Here is a 14,032-nt window from a genome sequence, read left to right as displayed (position 1 = left end):
AGGAACAGGATGCTGGATATCTTCCCCAGACACGCCGTAAACCCATCCCTGGGGGCTCGGCATTGCCATCCATGGCAATGCACGGTCTGGGAAAGACATCCAGCACCCTGTTCATCAGCCCCGAATCGGCTGCAAACAAAGCGCGTGAAGCGCCTGAGACGGTATTAACGATGCGCGCACGGAATCAGATCAACAGCGCGGGGGCATTCCTCTTTGGACTGTGTCTTGCCAGGGATGGCAAGACCAAGCCTACAGGGACGTATTTACGGCGTGTCCGGGGAGGAATGCCCCCGCGCTGTACGCCCCCCAAACCTGAAGCGCTGTAAGAATCAACGGCGCTTCATGGACTGGAAGAACTCGTCGTTGGTCTTGGTTTCCTTGAGCTTGTCCAGCAGGAATTCGATCGCAGCGGTGTCGTCGTCCATGGAGTGCAGCAGCTTGCGCAGAATCCAGATACGCTGGATATCCGCCTCGCTCATCAGCAGGTCCTCGCGGCGGGTACCGGAGCGGCGGATGTTCATCGCCGGGTAAACGCGACGCTCGGCGATCTTGCGGTCCAGGTGCACTTCCATGTTGCCGGTGCCCTTGAACTCCTCGTAGATAACCTCGTCCATCTTGGAACCGGTATCCACGAGCGCCGTTGCCAGAATGGTCAGACTGCCGCCCTCTTCCACGTTCCGGGCCGCACCGAAGAAACGCTTCGGCTTTTCCAGAGCATGGGCGTCCACACCACCGGTCAGAACCTTGCCGGATGACGGAATCACCGTGTTGTAGGCACGGGCCAGTCGGGTAATGGAATCCAGCAGGATCACCACATCCTTCTTGTGCTCGACCAGGCGCTTGGCCTTTTCGATGACCATTTCGGCCACCTGCACGTGACGGGCCGGTGGCTCGTCGAAGGTGGATGCAATCACTTCACCGCGCACGGTACGCTGCATCTCGGTGACTTCTTCCGGACGCTCGTCAATCAGCAGCACCATCACATGGCACTCCGGATTGTTACGGGTGATGGCCTGGGCTATGCCCTGCATCAGCAGCGTCTTACCGGCCTTGGGCGGAGAGACAATCAGGCCGCGCTGGCCCTTGCCGATGGGAGAAACCAGGTCGAGCACACGGGAAGACAGGTCCTCGGTGCTGCCATTACCCGCTTCAAGCAACAGACGTTCGTCCGGGAACAGCGGTGTCAGGTTCTCGAACAGAATCTTGTTGCGGGCGTTATCCGGCTTGTCGAAGTTGATCTCGCTAACTTTCAACAGCGCAAAGTAACGCTCGCCGTCTTTGGGCGGGCGGATCTTGCCGGCAACGGTATCGCCGGTCCGCAGGTTGAAGCGGCGGATCTGGCTGGGTGAAACGTAGATATCGTCCGGGCCGGCAAGGTAGGAAGCGTCGGCGGATCGCAGAAAGCCGAAACCGTCCTGCAGAATTTCCAGTACGCCATCGCCATAAATGTCTTCGCCGCTTTTTGCGTGCTTCTTCAGGATTGTGAAGATGACATCCTGCTTGCGCGAACGAGCCAGGTTATCAAGGCCCATCTCTTGCGCAATATCGAGCAATTCGGGCACGGATTTCTGCTTGAGTTCAGTAAGATTCATAGGTTATTAGATTGTCAGGAATGGAAGTAAGCGAACATTGGAATGACAGGGGTGCCACTGAACGGATTGATCAGGTATGCGTTGATCTAGGTGCTGGCCAGATGGAGCAACCGGTATAGATGAAGTCCGGATAAGTACTGAAGCCAGAGACAGGAAGAACAACCGTTCGCCGGGCAACAGCGATAATCAGCTACCTTGCGTATCAATGTCAAGTGATGTTCCACACTTTTGCAGCGATTTGCGGTTTTGTGGCCGTCACTGCTATTCAGGGCACCGGCCTTCCCTCCCTCTGATGGGTTACTCCCCTTCCATTCATCATTGCCAATGAGGATACTGTCGGACAGACCTCAAAGACTTTGGAGAGCATCCATGAGCAGCGACACCACCATCGAACTGAAACCCCTGAACATCGCCCTGCTAACGGTGTCTGATAGCCGTGGCGAGGCAGAGGACTCCTCGGGGCAGTTCCTGGAAAACAGCATAATCGAAGCGGGCCACCGGCTGGTTGCCCGGCGGATACTGCCGGACGATGTCTATCTGGTGCGGGCGCTGATGTCCGGATGGATTGCTGACCCTGAGATCAATGTGGTGATCATCACTGGCGGCACCGGCTTCCATGAGCGGGACAGCACCCCGGAAGCCGTCGCCCCGCTGCTGGACAAGAGCATTGACGGGTTTGGCGAGGAATTCCGCCGCCTGTCCGCCGGTGAGATCGGTACTTCCACCATTCAGTCCCGGGCGTTCGGCGGGATGGCAAATCACACCGTGATTTTCTGCCTGCCCGGTTCCACGGGCGCCTGTCGGACCGGCTGGGACGGCATTCTGAGCAGCCAACTGGACAGCCGCCACGGCCCCTGCAATTTTTCGGCTCTGGCCCTGGGCAAGCCGGATCGGCCTTTGAACCGCATCAATCAGGTCATTGGCGAGCGCTCGGAGCGATAATCCATGGCAAGTTCTGACCTGATTCCCGTCGACGATGCCATTAACCATCTGGTTGCCCGGGCCCGCCCGGTGGCGCACACCCAAACCGTGCCGCTGGCAGACAGCCTGGACCGGGTTCTGGCCCGGGATTACACGGTTCCTGCGGATGTGCCGCCAGCAGACAACAGTGCCGTTGATGGCTATGCCGTGCGCGCCGGAGATCTTGCCGGCGAGGGCCCGCTGCCGGTGTCTGGCCGTATCGCCGCCGGCGAAGCGCCTGATGCCCTCAAGCCCGGAACCGCTGTGCGCATTTTCACCGGTTCGGAAATTCCCTCAGGCGCGGACTCCGTCATCATGCAGGAGCGGGTCACCGTGTCCGATGACGGCATAACGATTAATGCTCCGGTGAGCGAAGGCCAGAATATCCGTCGCCGCGGACAGGACCTGGTCCAGGGTGAGCTGGCACTGGCGAAAGGCACCAGGATTCGGCCCCAGGAGATGGGCCTGCTGGGCTCCATCGGTGTGGCAGACGTTGCCGTGTACGCAAAACTGAAAGTCGCCATTCTCACAACCGGTGACGAGCTGGTGGATCCCGGACAACCGCTGGGGCCCGGCCAGATCTATAACAGCAATCGCTATACGATGCTGGGGCTGCTGGCGAAAGCAGGCTGCGCAGTGGTCCTCTGTGAAACCCTGAAGGATACCCGGGAAGCAACCCGCAGCACTCTTGAGCGGGCGGCAGCCGAAGCCGACCTGATCATCACCAGCGGTGGCGTGTCGGTGGGCGAGGAAGACCACGTGCGGGCAGTGCTGGAGGAGTCAGGCAAACTGTCCCTGTGGCGCATGGCCAGCAAGCCCGGCAAGCCGATGGCGTTCGGTACGATTGCCGATACTCCGGTGCTTGGCCTGCCCGGTAATCCGGCGGCCGTGCTGGTAACCTTTCTGGTGGTGGGCATGCCGTTTATCCGCGCCTGTCAGGGCCGGACAGGCGTTACCGGCCCTGGTGAACGGTTACCGGCGGCTTTTTCTACGGAGCAGCCCTCGGTTCGTCGACAGTATGTCCGTGCCCGCAAGAGCATGGGTGATGACGGCCCGGTAATCACCGCCTATCCCAACCAGAGCTCTGGCGTGCTGAGTTCTGCGTGCTGGGCCGATGGGCTGGCCGTGGTGCCGGAGAACGAGACCATTGGCCAGGGCGACCCTGTTACCTACTACTCATTTGCAGAGCTGTTGGAATAACCATGAGTACCGACAATACCATTACTGTGAAGTTTTTCGCCCGCCTGCGGGAGGAGCTGGATACGGCCACGCTGAGGGTTGAAGCCAAACCCGGGCTGACGGCAGGCCAGTTGCTTCATGATCTTGCTGGCAGGGGTGGAAACTGGGCCCAGCTGGACGGTGCGCAACCGGTGATGATTGCCGTCAACCAGGTAATGACAAAGCCCGAGAAGGCATTGCAGCCTGGTGATGAGGTGGCCTTTTTCCCACCAGTGACAGGAGGCTGATGTGATTCGTGTCCAGCAACAGGATTTTGATCCTGCTGAGGAATACCGTGTACTCCGGGATAGTGGCTCCGGGACCGGGGCTATTGCGACGTTTACCGGCCTGGTTCGGGACAGTGGTGACCTGAAGGATGTGACGGGGCTGTTTCTGGAGCATTATCCCGGGATGACGGAGCAGGTTATTGAAGGGCTGGTTCATGAGGCTTCGCAGCGCTGGGATGTGCGTGAGGCCCGCGTCATCCATCGCGTGGGGTTCCTGGCCCTGGCGGAACAGATTGTGTTTGTGGGGGTGTGCAGCGCCCACCGCGGGGATGCGTTTGCGGCCTGCGAGTTCATTATGGATGCGCTGAAAACATCGGCGCCGTTCTGGAAGAAGGAGATTACCGGGGATAGCGAGCATTGGGTGGAGCAGAAGGCGGCTGACCGGGATCGGTCTCAGAGCTGGGAGTAGCTCTCTGGGACTTTATTCCAGACGGCAGGCAATGCCATCCCCCCCTTCCGAAAAACGCTGTGAATACGTCCGTATAGGCTTGGGCTCCGCCATCCATGGCTGCGCATATTTTCGGAAGGGGGATGGCATTGCCTGCCTGATTTGGAGTGGTTTTCAAGACTCTTCTGACTGCTTCATGGCAATAAAAAACCGCCCGTGAACGTTTGCTCAGGGGCGGTTTTTTTCCGGGGACAGCGATCAGAGATTGCTGTCCAGGAAGGCGGCCAGTTGTGACTTGGACAGGGCGCCCACTTTGGTGGCATCCACGTTGCCGTTCTTGAACAGCATCAGCGTGGGGATCCCGCGGATGTTGAACTTGGGCGGTGTCTGCTCGTTTTCGTCGATGTTCAGCTTGCACACTTTCAACTTGCCTTCGTATTCTTCGGCCATTTCTTCCAGCACCGGTGCGATCATCTTGCAGGGGCCGCACCATTCTGCCCAGTAATCCACCAGTACCGGTATGTCTGATTGCAGGACATCCTGCTCAAAAGAGGCATCTGTGACGTTTACAATATTTCCGCTCATTTCAGTTTCCCGATTCGTGCATCTGCCAACGGCGCGGGCCGCTTGCCAATGCTATTGACTGTTACTGACGGTCACAGCCATTGGCTATGAATGACCGTTTACCGTAATCATGGTAGGCGATACTTTACGCGATTGGTCAGGCCTATGTGAAGCGCTTCCTTCAGCCCCAAGCTCTCGGATTACCCTGACCCGTAGCGCATCATTGCGTTACATCGCATATCGCTTATAGTGATCACCATGCCTGGCGGATATTCCGCCCGCCATCGCATGTTCACTGGTTATCAGACGACCGTTGCCGGGTTTCCCTCGCACGGCTTATCAAGCTCCCTTCCCTCTATTTAGGGCCTGGCAGAAGGAATTCAATACACGTGACGGCCAACTCCTCCGCCACCACGCCAGAGCTGCTTGCAGCGATTGACATGGGCTCCAACAGTTTTCACATGGTGGTTGCCCGCCTTGTTCACGGCGAAATCCGCACCCTTGAGAAGATGGGCGAGAAGGTTCAGCTCGGGGCCGGACTGGACAGGTACAACCGCCTTACCGAAGAAGCCCAGGCTCGCGCCATGGCCTGCCTTGGCCGGTTTGCACAGAGGTTACGGGGGATGCCGCCGGAAGCGGTTCAGGTGGTGGGCACCAATGCCCTGCGGGTGGCGCGCAATGCCCAGGAGTTCATGGCGCGCGCGGAGGAGGTGCTTGGTTATCCGGTGGAGATCATTGCCGGCCGCGAAGAAGCCCGGCTGATCTATCTGGGCGTATCCCACACCCTGTCCGATGACAGTGGCCGACGGCTGGTGATCGATATCGGCGGCGGCAGCACCGAATTCATCATTGGTGAGCGTTTCGAGCCCCAGGAACTGGAAAGCCTGCACATGGGCTGTGTCTCGTTCCGCAACCGTTACTTCGCGGATGGCAGGATTACCCGCAAGCAGATGGACAAGGCCATTACCCACGCCGAGCAGGAGCTACTCAACATTCGCCAGCACTTCCGCAACAAGGGCTGGCAAAGCGCCGTTGGGTCATCCGGTTCGATCAAGGCCATTGCCAGTGTACTGGCAAGTCTCAAGATCACTGACGGCACCATCACCCTCAAGGCCATGACCGAACTCCGAAAGCGCCTGGTGGACATGGGCAAGGTCGAGAAGCTTGCCGACCTGGGGGTGCGCTCCGACCGGCAGAGCATTTTCCCGGCAGGATTTGCCATTTTGATGGGTGCCTTCCAGTCACTGCAGATAGAGCAACTGACTTTCGCCGATGGCGCCCTGCGAGAGGGGCTTTTATACGACATTGCCGGCAGAATCCAGCACGAAGACGTAAGGGAACGGACGATCCAGGCCCTGCAGGAGCGCTACCATGTGGACAACGAGCATGGTGCTGCCGTGGAGGAGACCGCTATCGCGGCCTGGAAACAGGTAGCCGATACCTGGGGGCTGAATACTCCGGCTGACGAGGAAGCGCTTCGATGGGCCTGTCGGCTGCATGAGATCGGTCTGACAATTTCACACAGCCAATACCACAAGCACGGTGCCTACCTGCTGCGATATTCGGATCTGCCCGGCTTCACCCAGCAATTCCAGCGTGACCTGGCGACTCTGGTACGGGGCCACCGACGCAAATTCTCGTCAGCCATTTTCGAAGGCCTGGACCCCGAGGACATTCCCCGTTTGCGATATCTGAGCATTCTGGTTCGCCTGGCCGTGCTACTGCAGCATCCCCGAAATCACGAGCAACCCCCGGAACTCCGCCTGCGCCCTTCAAGCGACGGTCTTACCGTGGAGTTCCCTGCCGGCTGGCTGGATGACCGTCCGCTCACTCTCGCCGATCTCGAGAATGAACGGGACTACCTCGCCAAACAGGATTTCAGCCTGAAAGTGAAGATCTAGGGGGTCAGTTCTGCCTCCAGGTTCTCCACCGTTTCGCTGATATCGAGCCACTCTGCCTCAACCTCTGCAAGACGGCTCTTGGCGGCTGCCTGCTGCCCCAACAGCTGTTTCAGTTTCTGCTTGCCCTGGTCAGCATAGAGCTCAGGCTCGGAAAGGTCCTGCTCCAGTGTCATCAATGTGGACTGCAGCCTGTCCATTTCTTTCTCCAGCGCGGCCTGCTTCTTGCGATAGGGGCTGAGTTTCTGGCGAACAGCCGCTTCTGCCCGCTTGCGGGCCTTACGATCTTCCGCATTCTCGCCGACACCGGCGACGTCGGCCTCTGCCACTGAAGCGGCAGAAACATTGCCATTCTCACGCCTGGGCGCTTCTGTTTCATCCTTGCGTCGATCCGCCAGCCAGCGCTCGTAATCTTCCAGATCGCCATCGTATTCCGTCACCCGGCCGTCGTTCACCAGCCAGAAATCATCCACCGTGTTACGCAACAGGTGGCGGTCGTGGGAGACTACAACAATCGCGCCGTCAAAGTTCTGTAAAGCCATGGTCAGGGCCTGGCGCATCTCCAGATCCAGATGGTTGGTGGGCTCGTCCAGCAAAAGCAGGTTGGGCTTTTGCCAGGCAATGACCGCCAGGGCCACGCGGGCCTTTTCACCGCCAGAAAACGAGCGGATGGCACTCAGGGCGCCGTCTCCGTGAAAGTCGAAGCCCCCCAGGAAATTGCGGATGCTTTGCTCCGATGCCCTGGGAGAAAGCCGCTGCAGATGCAGAAAGGGACTGGCATCCAGATCGAGGGATTCCAGCTGGTGCTGGGCAAAATAACCGATAGCCAGGTGCTCTCCGGTGCTCCGCTCGCCCCGAAGCAGCGTGCTTTCACCCCGCAAGGCATCCATCAGGGTGGATTTGCCGGCGCCGTTGGGACCCAGCAGACCAATGCGACTTCCGGGCAGCAGGGAAAGATTGATCCCCTCGAGAATGACCGTTTCGTCGTAACCGGCGGCGCCGTTGCGGATAGTCAGCAGCGGATTGGAGACTTTGTCGGCCACCGGAAACTCGAAACTGAACGGCGAGTCGACGTGGGCGGGAGCGATTCTTTCCATTCGCTCCAGCGCTTTAACCCGGCTCTGGGCCTGGCGGGCTTTGGTGGCCTGGGCCCTGAAACGGTCAATGAAGCGCTGGATCTCGGCGATCTTGGCCTGCTGGCGTTCATAACCGGCCTGCTGTTGGGCAAGACGCTCACTGCGCTGGGTTTCAAATGCTGAGTAATTACCCGTATAAAGTTCCAGGGTTCGCCGGTCAAAATGGACAAGATGTGTGGCCACGCGATCCATGAAATCCCGGTCGTGGGAAATGAACAGCAGGGTGCCCTCGTAACGTCGCAGCCAGTTTTCCAGCCACAGGCACGCGTCCAGATCCAGGTGGTTGGTGGGCTCGTCGAGCAACAGCAGGTCCGAGGGGCGCATCAATGCCTGGGCCAGATTCAGACGTATCCGCCAGCCACCGGAAAATGACGATACCGGCCGGTCAGCATCGGCATCCGAAAACCCGAGCCCCCGCAGCAGGCTTTCCGCCCGGCGCGGCGCGGACCAGGCTTCGTGAACGTCGAGATCGCCGTGAATACGCGCAATGGTGTGATCATCTCCGCGTTTTTCCGCAGCGGCCAGTTCGGCCTCCATTCGCCGCAGGTCGTGATCGCCATCCAGCACAAAATCCCTGGCACTGCGGGACGAAGCCGCCACTTCCTGGGCCATATGGGCGATTCGGCAACCACCGGGTAATGACACACTGCCCTGCTCCGGTGACAACTGCCCCAGCAATAACTGGAACAGACTGGATTTTCCGGCGCCATTGGCACCGACTATCGCCACCCGCTGGCCGGGCTGAACAGTCAGGTTGACGGCTTCTAGCAACCAGACGCCACCCCGTTGTAAACTGAGATCGGTTATCGTTAGCATAACGTAATGGTATCAGGGAACGTTCAATAGGGAACCAGTAGAGGCTCTATGTCGTGTAGCGGGAGCAAGATACCTGAGGATACTGATCCGGAAAACCCGTTATGGCATTTTGCCTGCCGATTATGGGCAGCGCGCCGGGCACGGGAAGCCTGCCTGGCGCTGCAGAGCCGGGGCTGGAGTGTTACGCGGATTCTCAGTGCCGCCTGGCTTGCATCTTCTGGCCACAGTTTTACGGGCCGGGAGAGCGCCACGGTAACCGACTGGCGAAACCGGGTAACCGTACCACTGAGATCTGCGAGAAAATACATAACGAAAAACAATCCTGGCACTGCTATCGTGAGAGAATACATAGCCCGCAGCGAACTTGAAGCTGAGCGGGTTGAGCTGGCGCTGGCTTATCAGGCTCTGGTTGCAGAGATACAAACAGCCTCCAGTGAGGGAACCACGGCCGGCCTGGCCCGGAACAACCTGCTCACTGCGGCACCGGAGACTAAAATGGATAACGAGACCGGCAGATTGCTGGACACACTTGCCAGAGAACTGTCGATGCTCGCAAAGGGAGACAAAAAGCCGTGTTGATGAAATGGCTGATCCGGCTGGCGTTCCCCGCACTGGGCGTTCTTGTTGCGTTGATGTTTTTTGGCATTAATGACCCCGCGAATACGTCAACCGAGTCCACCGAGACAGAAGCAAACGTGGACATTCCCTCCTTCGAAGGGCTGGTTCCGTCTCCGGTGTCCACTGAAGGGCCGGACATTGTCTTCAAGTGGCAGGACAGTGACGGAAGCTGGCATTACGCCGACAAACCACCACCCCAGGGCTCCTGGAATGCGCTGGCCATAGAACGCACAGACGACACAACTGTGCGCCCACCGGCCGCTGATCCGGACACCGACTGGCAATCCCCCTACCGCGCGCCGTTCTCACTGTCTCCTGACGCCGCCAACAACGGCAGCTGACGCTGCCGTTACTCCTCCCTTAACACATGTTCAGTGGCATCTGGCGGCAGAACCCGTTACCTTCTGTGCGTTCGCAATGATTCAACTGTAACCACAATGAAGGAACAGGCAATGAACAAAACCCTGATCGCACTGGCGGTTGCCGGCGCCCTGGCCGGTTGCTCATCCTCTCAGGATGCGGCCCAGGATAATCCCCCACTGGAATCCACCGATGAAAAGGTCAGCTATGGCATGGGCCTGGCAATGGGTGAACGCATGGGCAACGATCTGCCAGATCTGCAGATGGAGCAGTTTCTGCAGGGCATCCAGCATGGCCACGCCGGCGACGAAGAGCAGGCCCGCATGAGCCGGGAAGAGATCCAGGAGGCCCTGATGGCCTTCCAGGCCCAGCTCCGGGAACAAGAATCGGCCCAGACGGAAGAGCTGGCCAGAAAGAACCGCGAAGCCGGAGAGGAATTCCTGGCCGAGAATGCAGAACGCGAAGGTGTTAAAACCACCGATTCAGGCCTGCAATACGAAATCCTGGAAGAAGGTGACGGAGAAAAGCCGACCGCAGAGGACCGTGTGCGGGTTCATTATACCGGCGAACTGATTTCCGGTGAGGTATTCGACAGCTCCCGCGAGCGTGGTGAACCGGTAACTTTCGGCCTGACTCAGGTTATTCCGGGCTGGACCGAAGGCCTCCAACTGATGTCTGAGGGCAGCAGGGCCAGGCTCTATATCCCGGCAGAACTGGCTTACGGGCCGGGTGGAAACCAGAGGATCGGGCCGAACGAGACGCTGGTGTTTGACGTGGAACTGCTGGAAATCAACCCGGAATAATCACCTCGGGTTCTGGTCTTCCCCCCCACTTCTCCGGATGAGCTCGGGGGGAAGCCATAAAGCGGGCCATTCAGGCTGACGACATGACTTTCTCTGCATGGGCGTTGTGAAGATGCTCGATCAGGAAATCCTCCATCTCGAAGCGGCTTTCCAGCGTTTCTCCCAGTTCCGAAAGCTGCTGGAACAACTCGCGGACCTCGCTCTCGGTCAGTGACTGGCCGTTCAGACGGTCATTGAAGTTCAGTGCCGTTTCCGTGGTTTGCTCGATCTTCGGATACAGCCTTGCGACCAGCTCCAGACCACCATCATTGAATTCCCTGGCTTCCTGTACGAGCTGCTCGTATATCTCGAAGTGCCCTGCCGATACGTAATCCACCAGTACCTCGCAGAGCCTGACAAACTTCCCGTGCAGTGCATCTGTTTGCGAGTAATCCGTGGCGCCGGACAGTTCACAATAATGCACCAGCAGCTCCTGCCTCTCTTTCAGCCAGCGGTCAATCAGCTCGCTGACGCCCCCCCAACGCTCCCTGGCATTACGGCAATTATCCAACATGACGCCTTTCTCCGGTTACCGGTTCTGGTTTGATTCTTCTTGCCTGGTCGAGTCTCAAGTTACCCCATGCTGACCGTCCGCCGCAACCGTTTCAGCCCTGTATCCAGCCAGACTTTTTGCGGGGCCGGAACAGCATGATCAAGCCAATGATTACCAACAGGGTGAAAAAGATTGCGGTCCACCCCGGGATGCTGAGACCGAGGAAACGCCAGGTCACCTCGGCGCAGTCGCCGGTTCCCCTCAGGGCTGTGGTCAGCACCTCCGTCCAGGGCAGCACATCCAGCATATAGTCGACCGACGGGCCGCAGGCAGGAACCTGATCAGCAGGCAGGCTCTGCAACCAGAGCTGACGCCCGGCAACTCCAAGGCCAGCTCCTGCACTCAGCGCCAGAAAAAAGCCATAAACCCTTGTCCCGAAGCCCCGGGGGCCGTGCAGTACTGCCAGCAAGCTGACCAGGCCGGCCGCCATAAAGCCGAAGCGCTGCAACCAGCATAGCGGGCAAGGCTCAAGCCCCATCACATGTTCCATGTAAAAGGCCACGCCCAACAGGCCGGCACAAAGCAGGAATATCAGAAAAAAAACGGCTCTGGAATTCAAATGCGTACCTCTGATCAACATTCATGTCGGACAGTTCATTCCGCCAAAGCGGCGGAACCACCAGATGCTGCAACCCTGCACCGACCCTGCTATTCTCCCAGCATCAGTGGCGCCTGCGGGCGTCCAGCCACTCAACCTTATACCAATACGAACTTCAAGCCTATGACACTTAAGCCAAAGCACCTTTTGCTGGCACTGCTGATTACCCTGGCCCTGGCATCCGCAAGCTTTGCCCAGGAAGACGAAGCAGCAGAGCAGGAACAGCCCGAAGAGCCGGGCGTAACCGACTACATCGCCATGGATCCTGCATTCGTGACCCATGTCGGGGAACCTGGCACCAGGCTGACCTACCTCAAAGCCGCCGTTACCCTGCGGGCATCCAGGGAGACCACGCGCTCAGCGGTAGAAGCGCACATGCCCAGGCTGCGCCACGAGCTGGTAATGCTGTTTGGTGAACAGACTGATACCGACCGGCTATCCGGAAATGAAGGGCAGCAGGCACTGCGGGAGGAAGCCACAGGCAGAATCAATGCGGTACTGGCAGAACAACAGACCGGTGAAAGCATCACCGGCGTGTTATTCACCGAGTTCGTGGTACAGAAATAACCGCCGGGGTGCAGGGCCGGAATCGTCACTTCAAGAGCGGCGATACTGCTCAAGAAATTCATCGAAAGGCTGGTTATCACTCTGCTCCATGGCAGCCTGTTCGGAGAGTGATGCTTCGCTCATTTGTTTGAACTCCGCCATCAGCTCGTCCGGCAGGCCTTCGTTCCGCAATGTCTGCTGGTGGCGCCGGGATATTTCCAGCCCCCACTCCCGATGCCCCATGCCGGAACTCTCCATGGCTTCCAGCACCCTTGCCGAGGGAACCTGAAGCGGATCCGCCAACTTCGCCCGCTGGTCATTCAGGGCGCGTCGATAGGTATCGTCGCGGTTCCAGCCGTCCAACTGCTCCGCCAGCGGTTCCAGCCTGTCCAGCACAGCCGTGGCAGCATCGCTCACAGCAACCGGCTCACCGGCGCGACACAGGGTCAGCTCCGGATCCCGCCCCCTGGCCACCACGTCCTGATAGTTATCATCCAGCCGGTCACACTCATCATCGTCAATACGCGGGCTATCAGACAACAGGCAGTCCATCAGAAAGAGGTCGAGGAAATCGATCTGGCTTTCGTTGACCCCGACCGGGGAAAACGGATCCAGATCCAGACAGCGCACTTCGATATATTCCACACCACGGGATTCCAGGGCCTGGATCGGCTTTTCCTGCGGTGCGGTAGTACGCTTTGGGCGCACAGCGCTGTAGTACTCATTCTCGATCTGCAGCACACTGGTATTGATCTGGATAAACTCACCATCACGCTGGATACCGATTTCTTCATAGGGTGGCCACGGCGTATGAATTGCCCGGAATAGCGTGTCTGTGTAGGTCTTGAGCTCGTTAAAACAGATATTCAGCGAGGCCTGGGCATTGTTGTGATAACCCAGATCCCCCATGCGCAGGGACGTGGCGTGCCTGCCGTAGCGGGTGTCGTCGCTGAATCGGGCAAGGTCATGGCGTACCCCGGCAACAAAGCTGGCATCCAGTGCCGGAGACGCCCCGAACAACAACATCAGCAGCCAGCTGCGACGACGGAAATTGCGGATCAGCCAGAAGTACTGGTCCGACTTGAAGTCCTGAAGGCTTTGCTGATCGCCAACCGCGTGCTGCCAGAGGCTCCAGAAACTGTCTGGCAATGACAGGTTGTAATGGGCGCCAGCAATGCTTTGCATCATGCGGCCGTAGCGCACTGCCAGCCCCTGACGGTAGACATGCTTGAGGCGGCCGATGTTGGCCGTACCGTACTCGGCAATGGGAATGCTCTCGTCGCCGTCGAGCTCACAGGGCATGCTGGGGGCCCAGAATACTTCGTCACCCAGGTTGATCTGCACGAACCGGTGAATGTCCCGGAGCGAGTCGAGCATGCCACGGGTGGTGTCAAACACCGGTGTGATCAGTTCCAGCAGGGCCTCAGAGTAGTCTGTTGTGATGCGAGGGTGTGTCAGCGCGGCGCCGAGCGTGCGCGGATGCGGAGTCTGCGCAATAAAACCGTTGCGATCGACCCTCAGGCCCTCTTTCTCCACGCCCTTTCTGAACCCTGTCCACTGGCTGGCAGTGAACTGCTGAAAAAGCTGATGGCGGGATTCACCCATGAATGACTCCTGCTAGGATGACTGCCGGGATTACCGGCGGTGATGAGTATA

The 14,032-nt window shown here is 58.7% G+C and carries 15 protein-coding genes; 9 read left to right on the top strand and 6 right to left on the bottom strand.

Annotated elements, in window-relative coordinates; translation table 11 throughout:
- Window positions 1-329 precede the first annotated feature (329 nt).
- The gene (gene rho / locus DIT72_RS07720) at window positions 330-1,592 is read right to left on the bottom strand and encodes a transcription termination factor Rho (RefSeq protein ID WP_135954574.1); all 1,263 of its coding nucleotides are present in this window, start codon (window positions 1,590-1,592) and stop codon (window positions 330-332) included.
- A 369-nt stretch (window positions 1,593-1,961) separates the two neighbouring features.
- Between rho and moaB the strand changes: the two genes are divergently transcribed.
- The 4 genes from moaB to DIT72_RS07700 are packed head-to-tail and all read left to right on the top strand — an operon-like array spanning window position 1,962 to window position 4,466.
- Complete coding sequence (gene moaB, locus DIT72_RS07715; RefSeq protein ID WP_135954573.1) at window positions 1,962-2,534, top strand: molybdenum cofactor biosynthesis protein B; 573 nt, start codon at window positions 1,962-1,964, stop codon at window positions 2,532-2,534.
- A gap of 3 nt (window positions 2,535-2,537) precedes the next feature.
- Window positions 2,538-3,752 carry a molybdopterin molybdotransferase MoeA gene (locus tag DIT72_RS07710; RefSeq protein ID WP_135954572.1) on the top strand — a complete coding sequence of 405 codons (1,215 nt, stop codon included), beginning with the start codon at window positions 2,538-2,540 and terminating at the stop codon, window positions 3,750-3,752.
- 2 nt (window positions 3,753-3,754) lie between these two features.
- Window positions 3,755-4,018 (top strand): molybdopterin converting factor subunit 1, encoded by a 264-nt coding sequence (gene moaD, locus DIT72_RS07705; RefSeq protein WP_135954571.1) that lies wholly within the window; start codon window positions 3,755-3,757, stop codon window positions 4,016-4,018.
- A 1-nt stretch (window position 4,019) separates the two neighbouring features.
- Window positions 4,020-4,466 carry a molybdenum cofactor biosynthesis protein MoaE gene (locus DIT72_RS07700; RefSeq protein WP_135954570.1) on the top strand — a complete coding sequence of 149 codons (447 nt, stop codon included), beginning with the start codon at window positions 4,020-4,022 and terminating at the stop codon, window positions 4,464-4,466.
- A 237-nt stretch (window positions 4,467-4,703) separates the two neighbouring features.
- On the opposite strand, the gene trxA is transcribed toward DIT72_RS07700, so the two are convergent.
- The gene (gene trxA / locus DIT72_RS07695; RefSeq protein WP_135954569.1) at window positions 4,704-5,030 is read right to left on the bottom strand and encodes a thioredoxin TrxA; all 327 of its coding nucleotides are present in this window, start codon (window positions 5,028-5,030) and stop codon (window positions 4,704-4,706) included.
- Window positions 5,031-5,398: 368 nt separating this feature from the next.
- Between trxA and ppx the strand changes: the two genes are divergently transcribed.
- A complete protein-coding gene (gene ppx / locus DIT72_RS07690) occupies window positions 5,399-6,910 on the top strand; it encodes an exopolyphosphatase (protein WP_135954568.1) in 1,512 nt (503 codons plus the stop codon).
- Here the strand turns inward: ppx and DIT72_RS07685 are convergent.
- On the bottom strand, window positions 6,907-8,859 hold the full coding sequence (locus DIT72_RS07685) for an ATP-binding cassette domain-containing protein (protein ID WP_135954567.1): 1,953 nt from the start codon (window positions 8,857-8,859) through the stop codon (window positions 6,907-6,909). The genes ppx and DIT72_RS07685 overlap by 4 nt on opposite strands.
- 48 nt (window positions 8,860-8,907) lie before the next feature.
- Here DIT72_RS07685 and DIT72_RS07680 point away from each other — a divergent pair, with 48 nt between their 5' ends.
- The 3 genes from DIT72_RS07680 to DIT72_RS07670 all read left to right on the top strand — a co-directional run bounded on the left by DIT72_RS07680 (window position 8,908) and on the right by DIT72_RS07670 (window position 10,640).
- Window positions 8,908-9,438 carry a TIGR02444 family protein gene (locus tag DIT72_RS07680; protein WP_135954566.1) on the top strand — a complete coding sequence of 177 codons (531 nt, stop codon included), beginning with the start codon at window positions 8,908-8,910 and terminating at the stop codon, window positions 9,436-9,438.
- Complete coding sequence (locus tag DIT72_RS07675; protein ID WP_211578676.1) at window positions 9,438-9,818, top strand: DUF4124 domain-containing protein; 381 nt, start codon at window positions 9,438-9,440, stop codon at window positions 9,816-9,818. The genes DIT72_RS07680 and DIT72_RS07675 overlap by 1 nt, the downstream gene beginning before the upstream one ends.
- 111 nt (window positions 9,819-9,929) lie before the next feature.
- Entirely contained in the window at window positions 9,930-10,640 is a 711-nt protein-coding gene (locus tag DIT72_RS07670) for an FKBP-type peptidyl-prolyl cis-trans isomerase (protein ID WP_135954564.1), read from the top strand.
- Between the two features lie 70 nt (window positions 10,641-10,710).
- On the opposite strand, the gene rsd is transcribed toward DIT72_RS07670, so the two are convergent.
- Together rsd and DIT72_RS07660 are read right to left on the bottom strand one after the other, a co-directional pair.
- A complete protein-coding gene (gene rsd, locus DIT72_RS07665; RefSeq protein ID WP_135954563.1) occupies window positions 10,711-11,193 on the bottom strand; it encodes a sigma D regulator in 483 nt (160 codons plus the stop codon).
- 91 nt (window positions 11,194-11,284) lie between these two features.
- Window positions 11,285-11,791 (bottom strand): disulfide bond formation protein B, encoded by a 507-nt coding sequence (locus DIT72_RS07660; protein ID WP_228260750.1) that lies wholly within the window; start codon window positions 11,789-11,791, stop codon window positions 11,285-11,287.
- A 162-nt stretch (window positions 11,792-11,953) separates the two neighbouring features.
- Between DIT72_RS07660 and DIT72_RS07655 the strand changes: the two genes are divergently transcribed.
- Window positions 11,954-12,397, top strand: coding sequence for a flagellar basal body-associated FliL family protein (locus tag DIT72_RS07655; RefSeq protein ID WP_135954561.1), 444 nt, complete (start codon window positions 11,954-11,956; stop codon window positions 12,395-12,397).
- A gap of 30 nt (window positions 12,398-12,427) precedes the next feature.
- Here DIT72_RS07655 and gshA read toward each other — a convergent pair whose 3' ends face one another.
- A complete protein-coding gene (gene gshA, locus DIT72_RS07650) occupies window positions 12,428-13,981 on the bottom strand; it encodes a glutamate--cysteine ligase (RefSeq protein WP_135954560.1) in 1,554 nt (517 codons plus the stop codon).
- Between the last annotated feature and the right edge of the window lie 51 nt (window positions 13,982-14,032).

It is taken from the genome of Marinobacter orientalis (assembly GCF_004792665.1).
Lineage (GTDB): Bacteria > Pseudomonadota > Gammaproteobacteria > Pseudomonadales > Oleiphilaceae > Marinobacter > Marinobacter orientalis.
This window is presented reverse-complemented; position numbering and strand designations above follow the sequence as displayed.

What these genes read in the sequence shown, in the direction of transcription:
- trxA (WP_135954569.1), bottom strand. Translation starts at nt 5,030, where the DNA reads ATGAGCGGAAATATTGTAAACGTCACAGATGCCTCTTTTGAGCAGGAT.
- moaB (WP_135954573.1), top strand. Translation starts at nt 1,962, where the DNA reads ATGAGCAGCGACACCACCATCGAACTGAAACCCCTGAACATCGCCCTG.
- DIT72_RS07680 (WP_135954566.1), top strand. Translation starts at nt 8,908, where the DNA reads ATGTCGTGTAGCGGGAGCAAGATACCTGAGGATACTGATCCGGAAAAC.
- DIT72_RS07675 (WP_211578676.1), top strand. Translation starts at nt 9,438, where the DNA reads ATGAAATGGCTGATCCGGCTGGCGTTCCCCGCACTGGGCGTTCTTGTT.
- rsd (WP_135954563.1), bottom strand. Translation starts at nt 11,193, where the DNA reads ATGTTGGATAATTGCCGTAATGCCAGGGAGCGTTGGGGGGGCGTCAGC.
- moaD (WP_135954571.1), top strand. Translation starts at nt 3,755, where the DNA reads ATGAGTACCGACAATACCATTACTGTGAAGTTTTTCGCCCGCCTGCGG.
- rho (WP_135954574.1), bottom strand. Translation starts at nt 1,592, where the DNA reads ATGAATCTTACTGAACTCAAGCAGAAATCCGTGCCCGAATTGCTCGAT.
- DIT72_RS07685 (WP_135954567.1), bottom strand. Translation starts at nt 8,859, where the DNA reads ATGCTAACGATAACCGATCTCAGTTTACAACGGGGTGGCGTCTGGTTG.
- DIT72_RS07670 (WP_135954564.1), top strand. Translation starts at nt 9,930, where the DNA reads ATGAACAAAACCCTGATCGCACTGGCGGTTGCCGGCGCCCTGGCCGGT.
- DIT72_RS07655 (WP_135954561.1), top strand. Translation starts at nt 11,954, where the DNA reads ATGACACTTAAGCCAAAGCACCTTTTGCTGGCACTGCTGATTACCCTG.
- DIT72_RS07710 (WP_135954572.1), top strand. Translation starts at nt 2,538, where the DNA reads ATGGCAAGTTCTGACCTGATTCCCGTCGACGATGCCATTAACCATCTG.
- gshA (WP_135954560.1), bottom strand. Translation starts at nt 13,981, where the DNA reads ATGGGTGAATCCCGCCATCAGCTTTTTCAGCAGTTCACTGCCAGCCAG.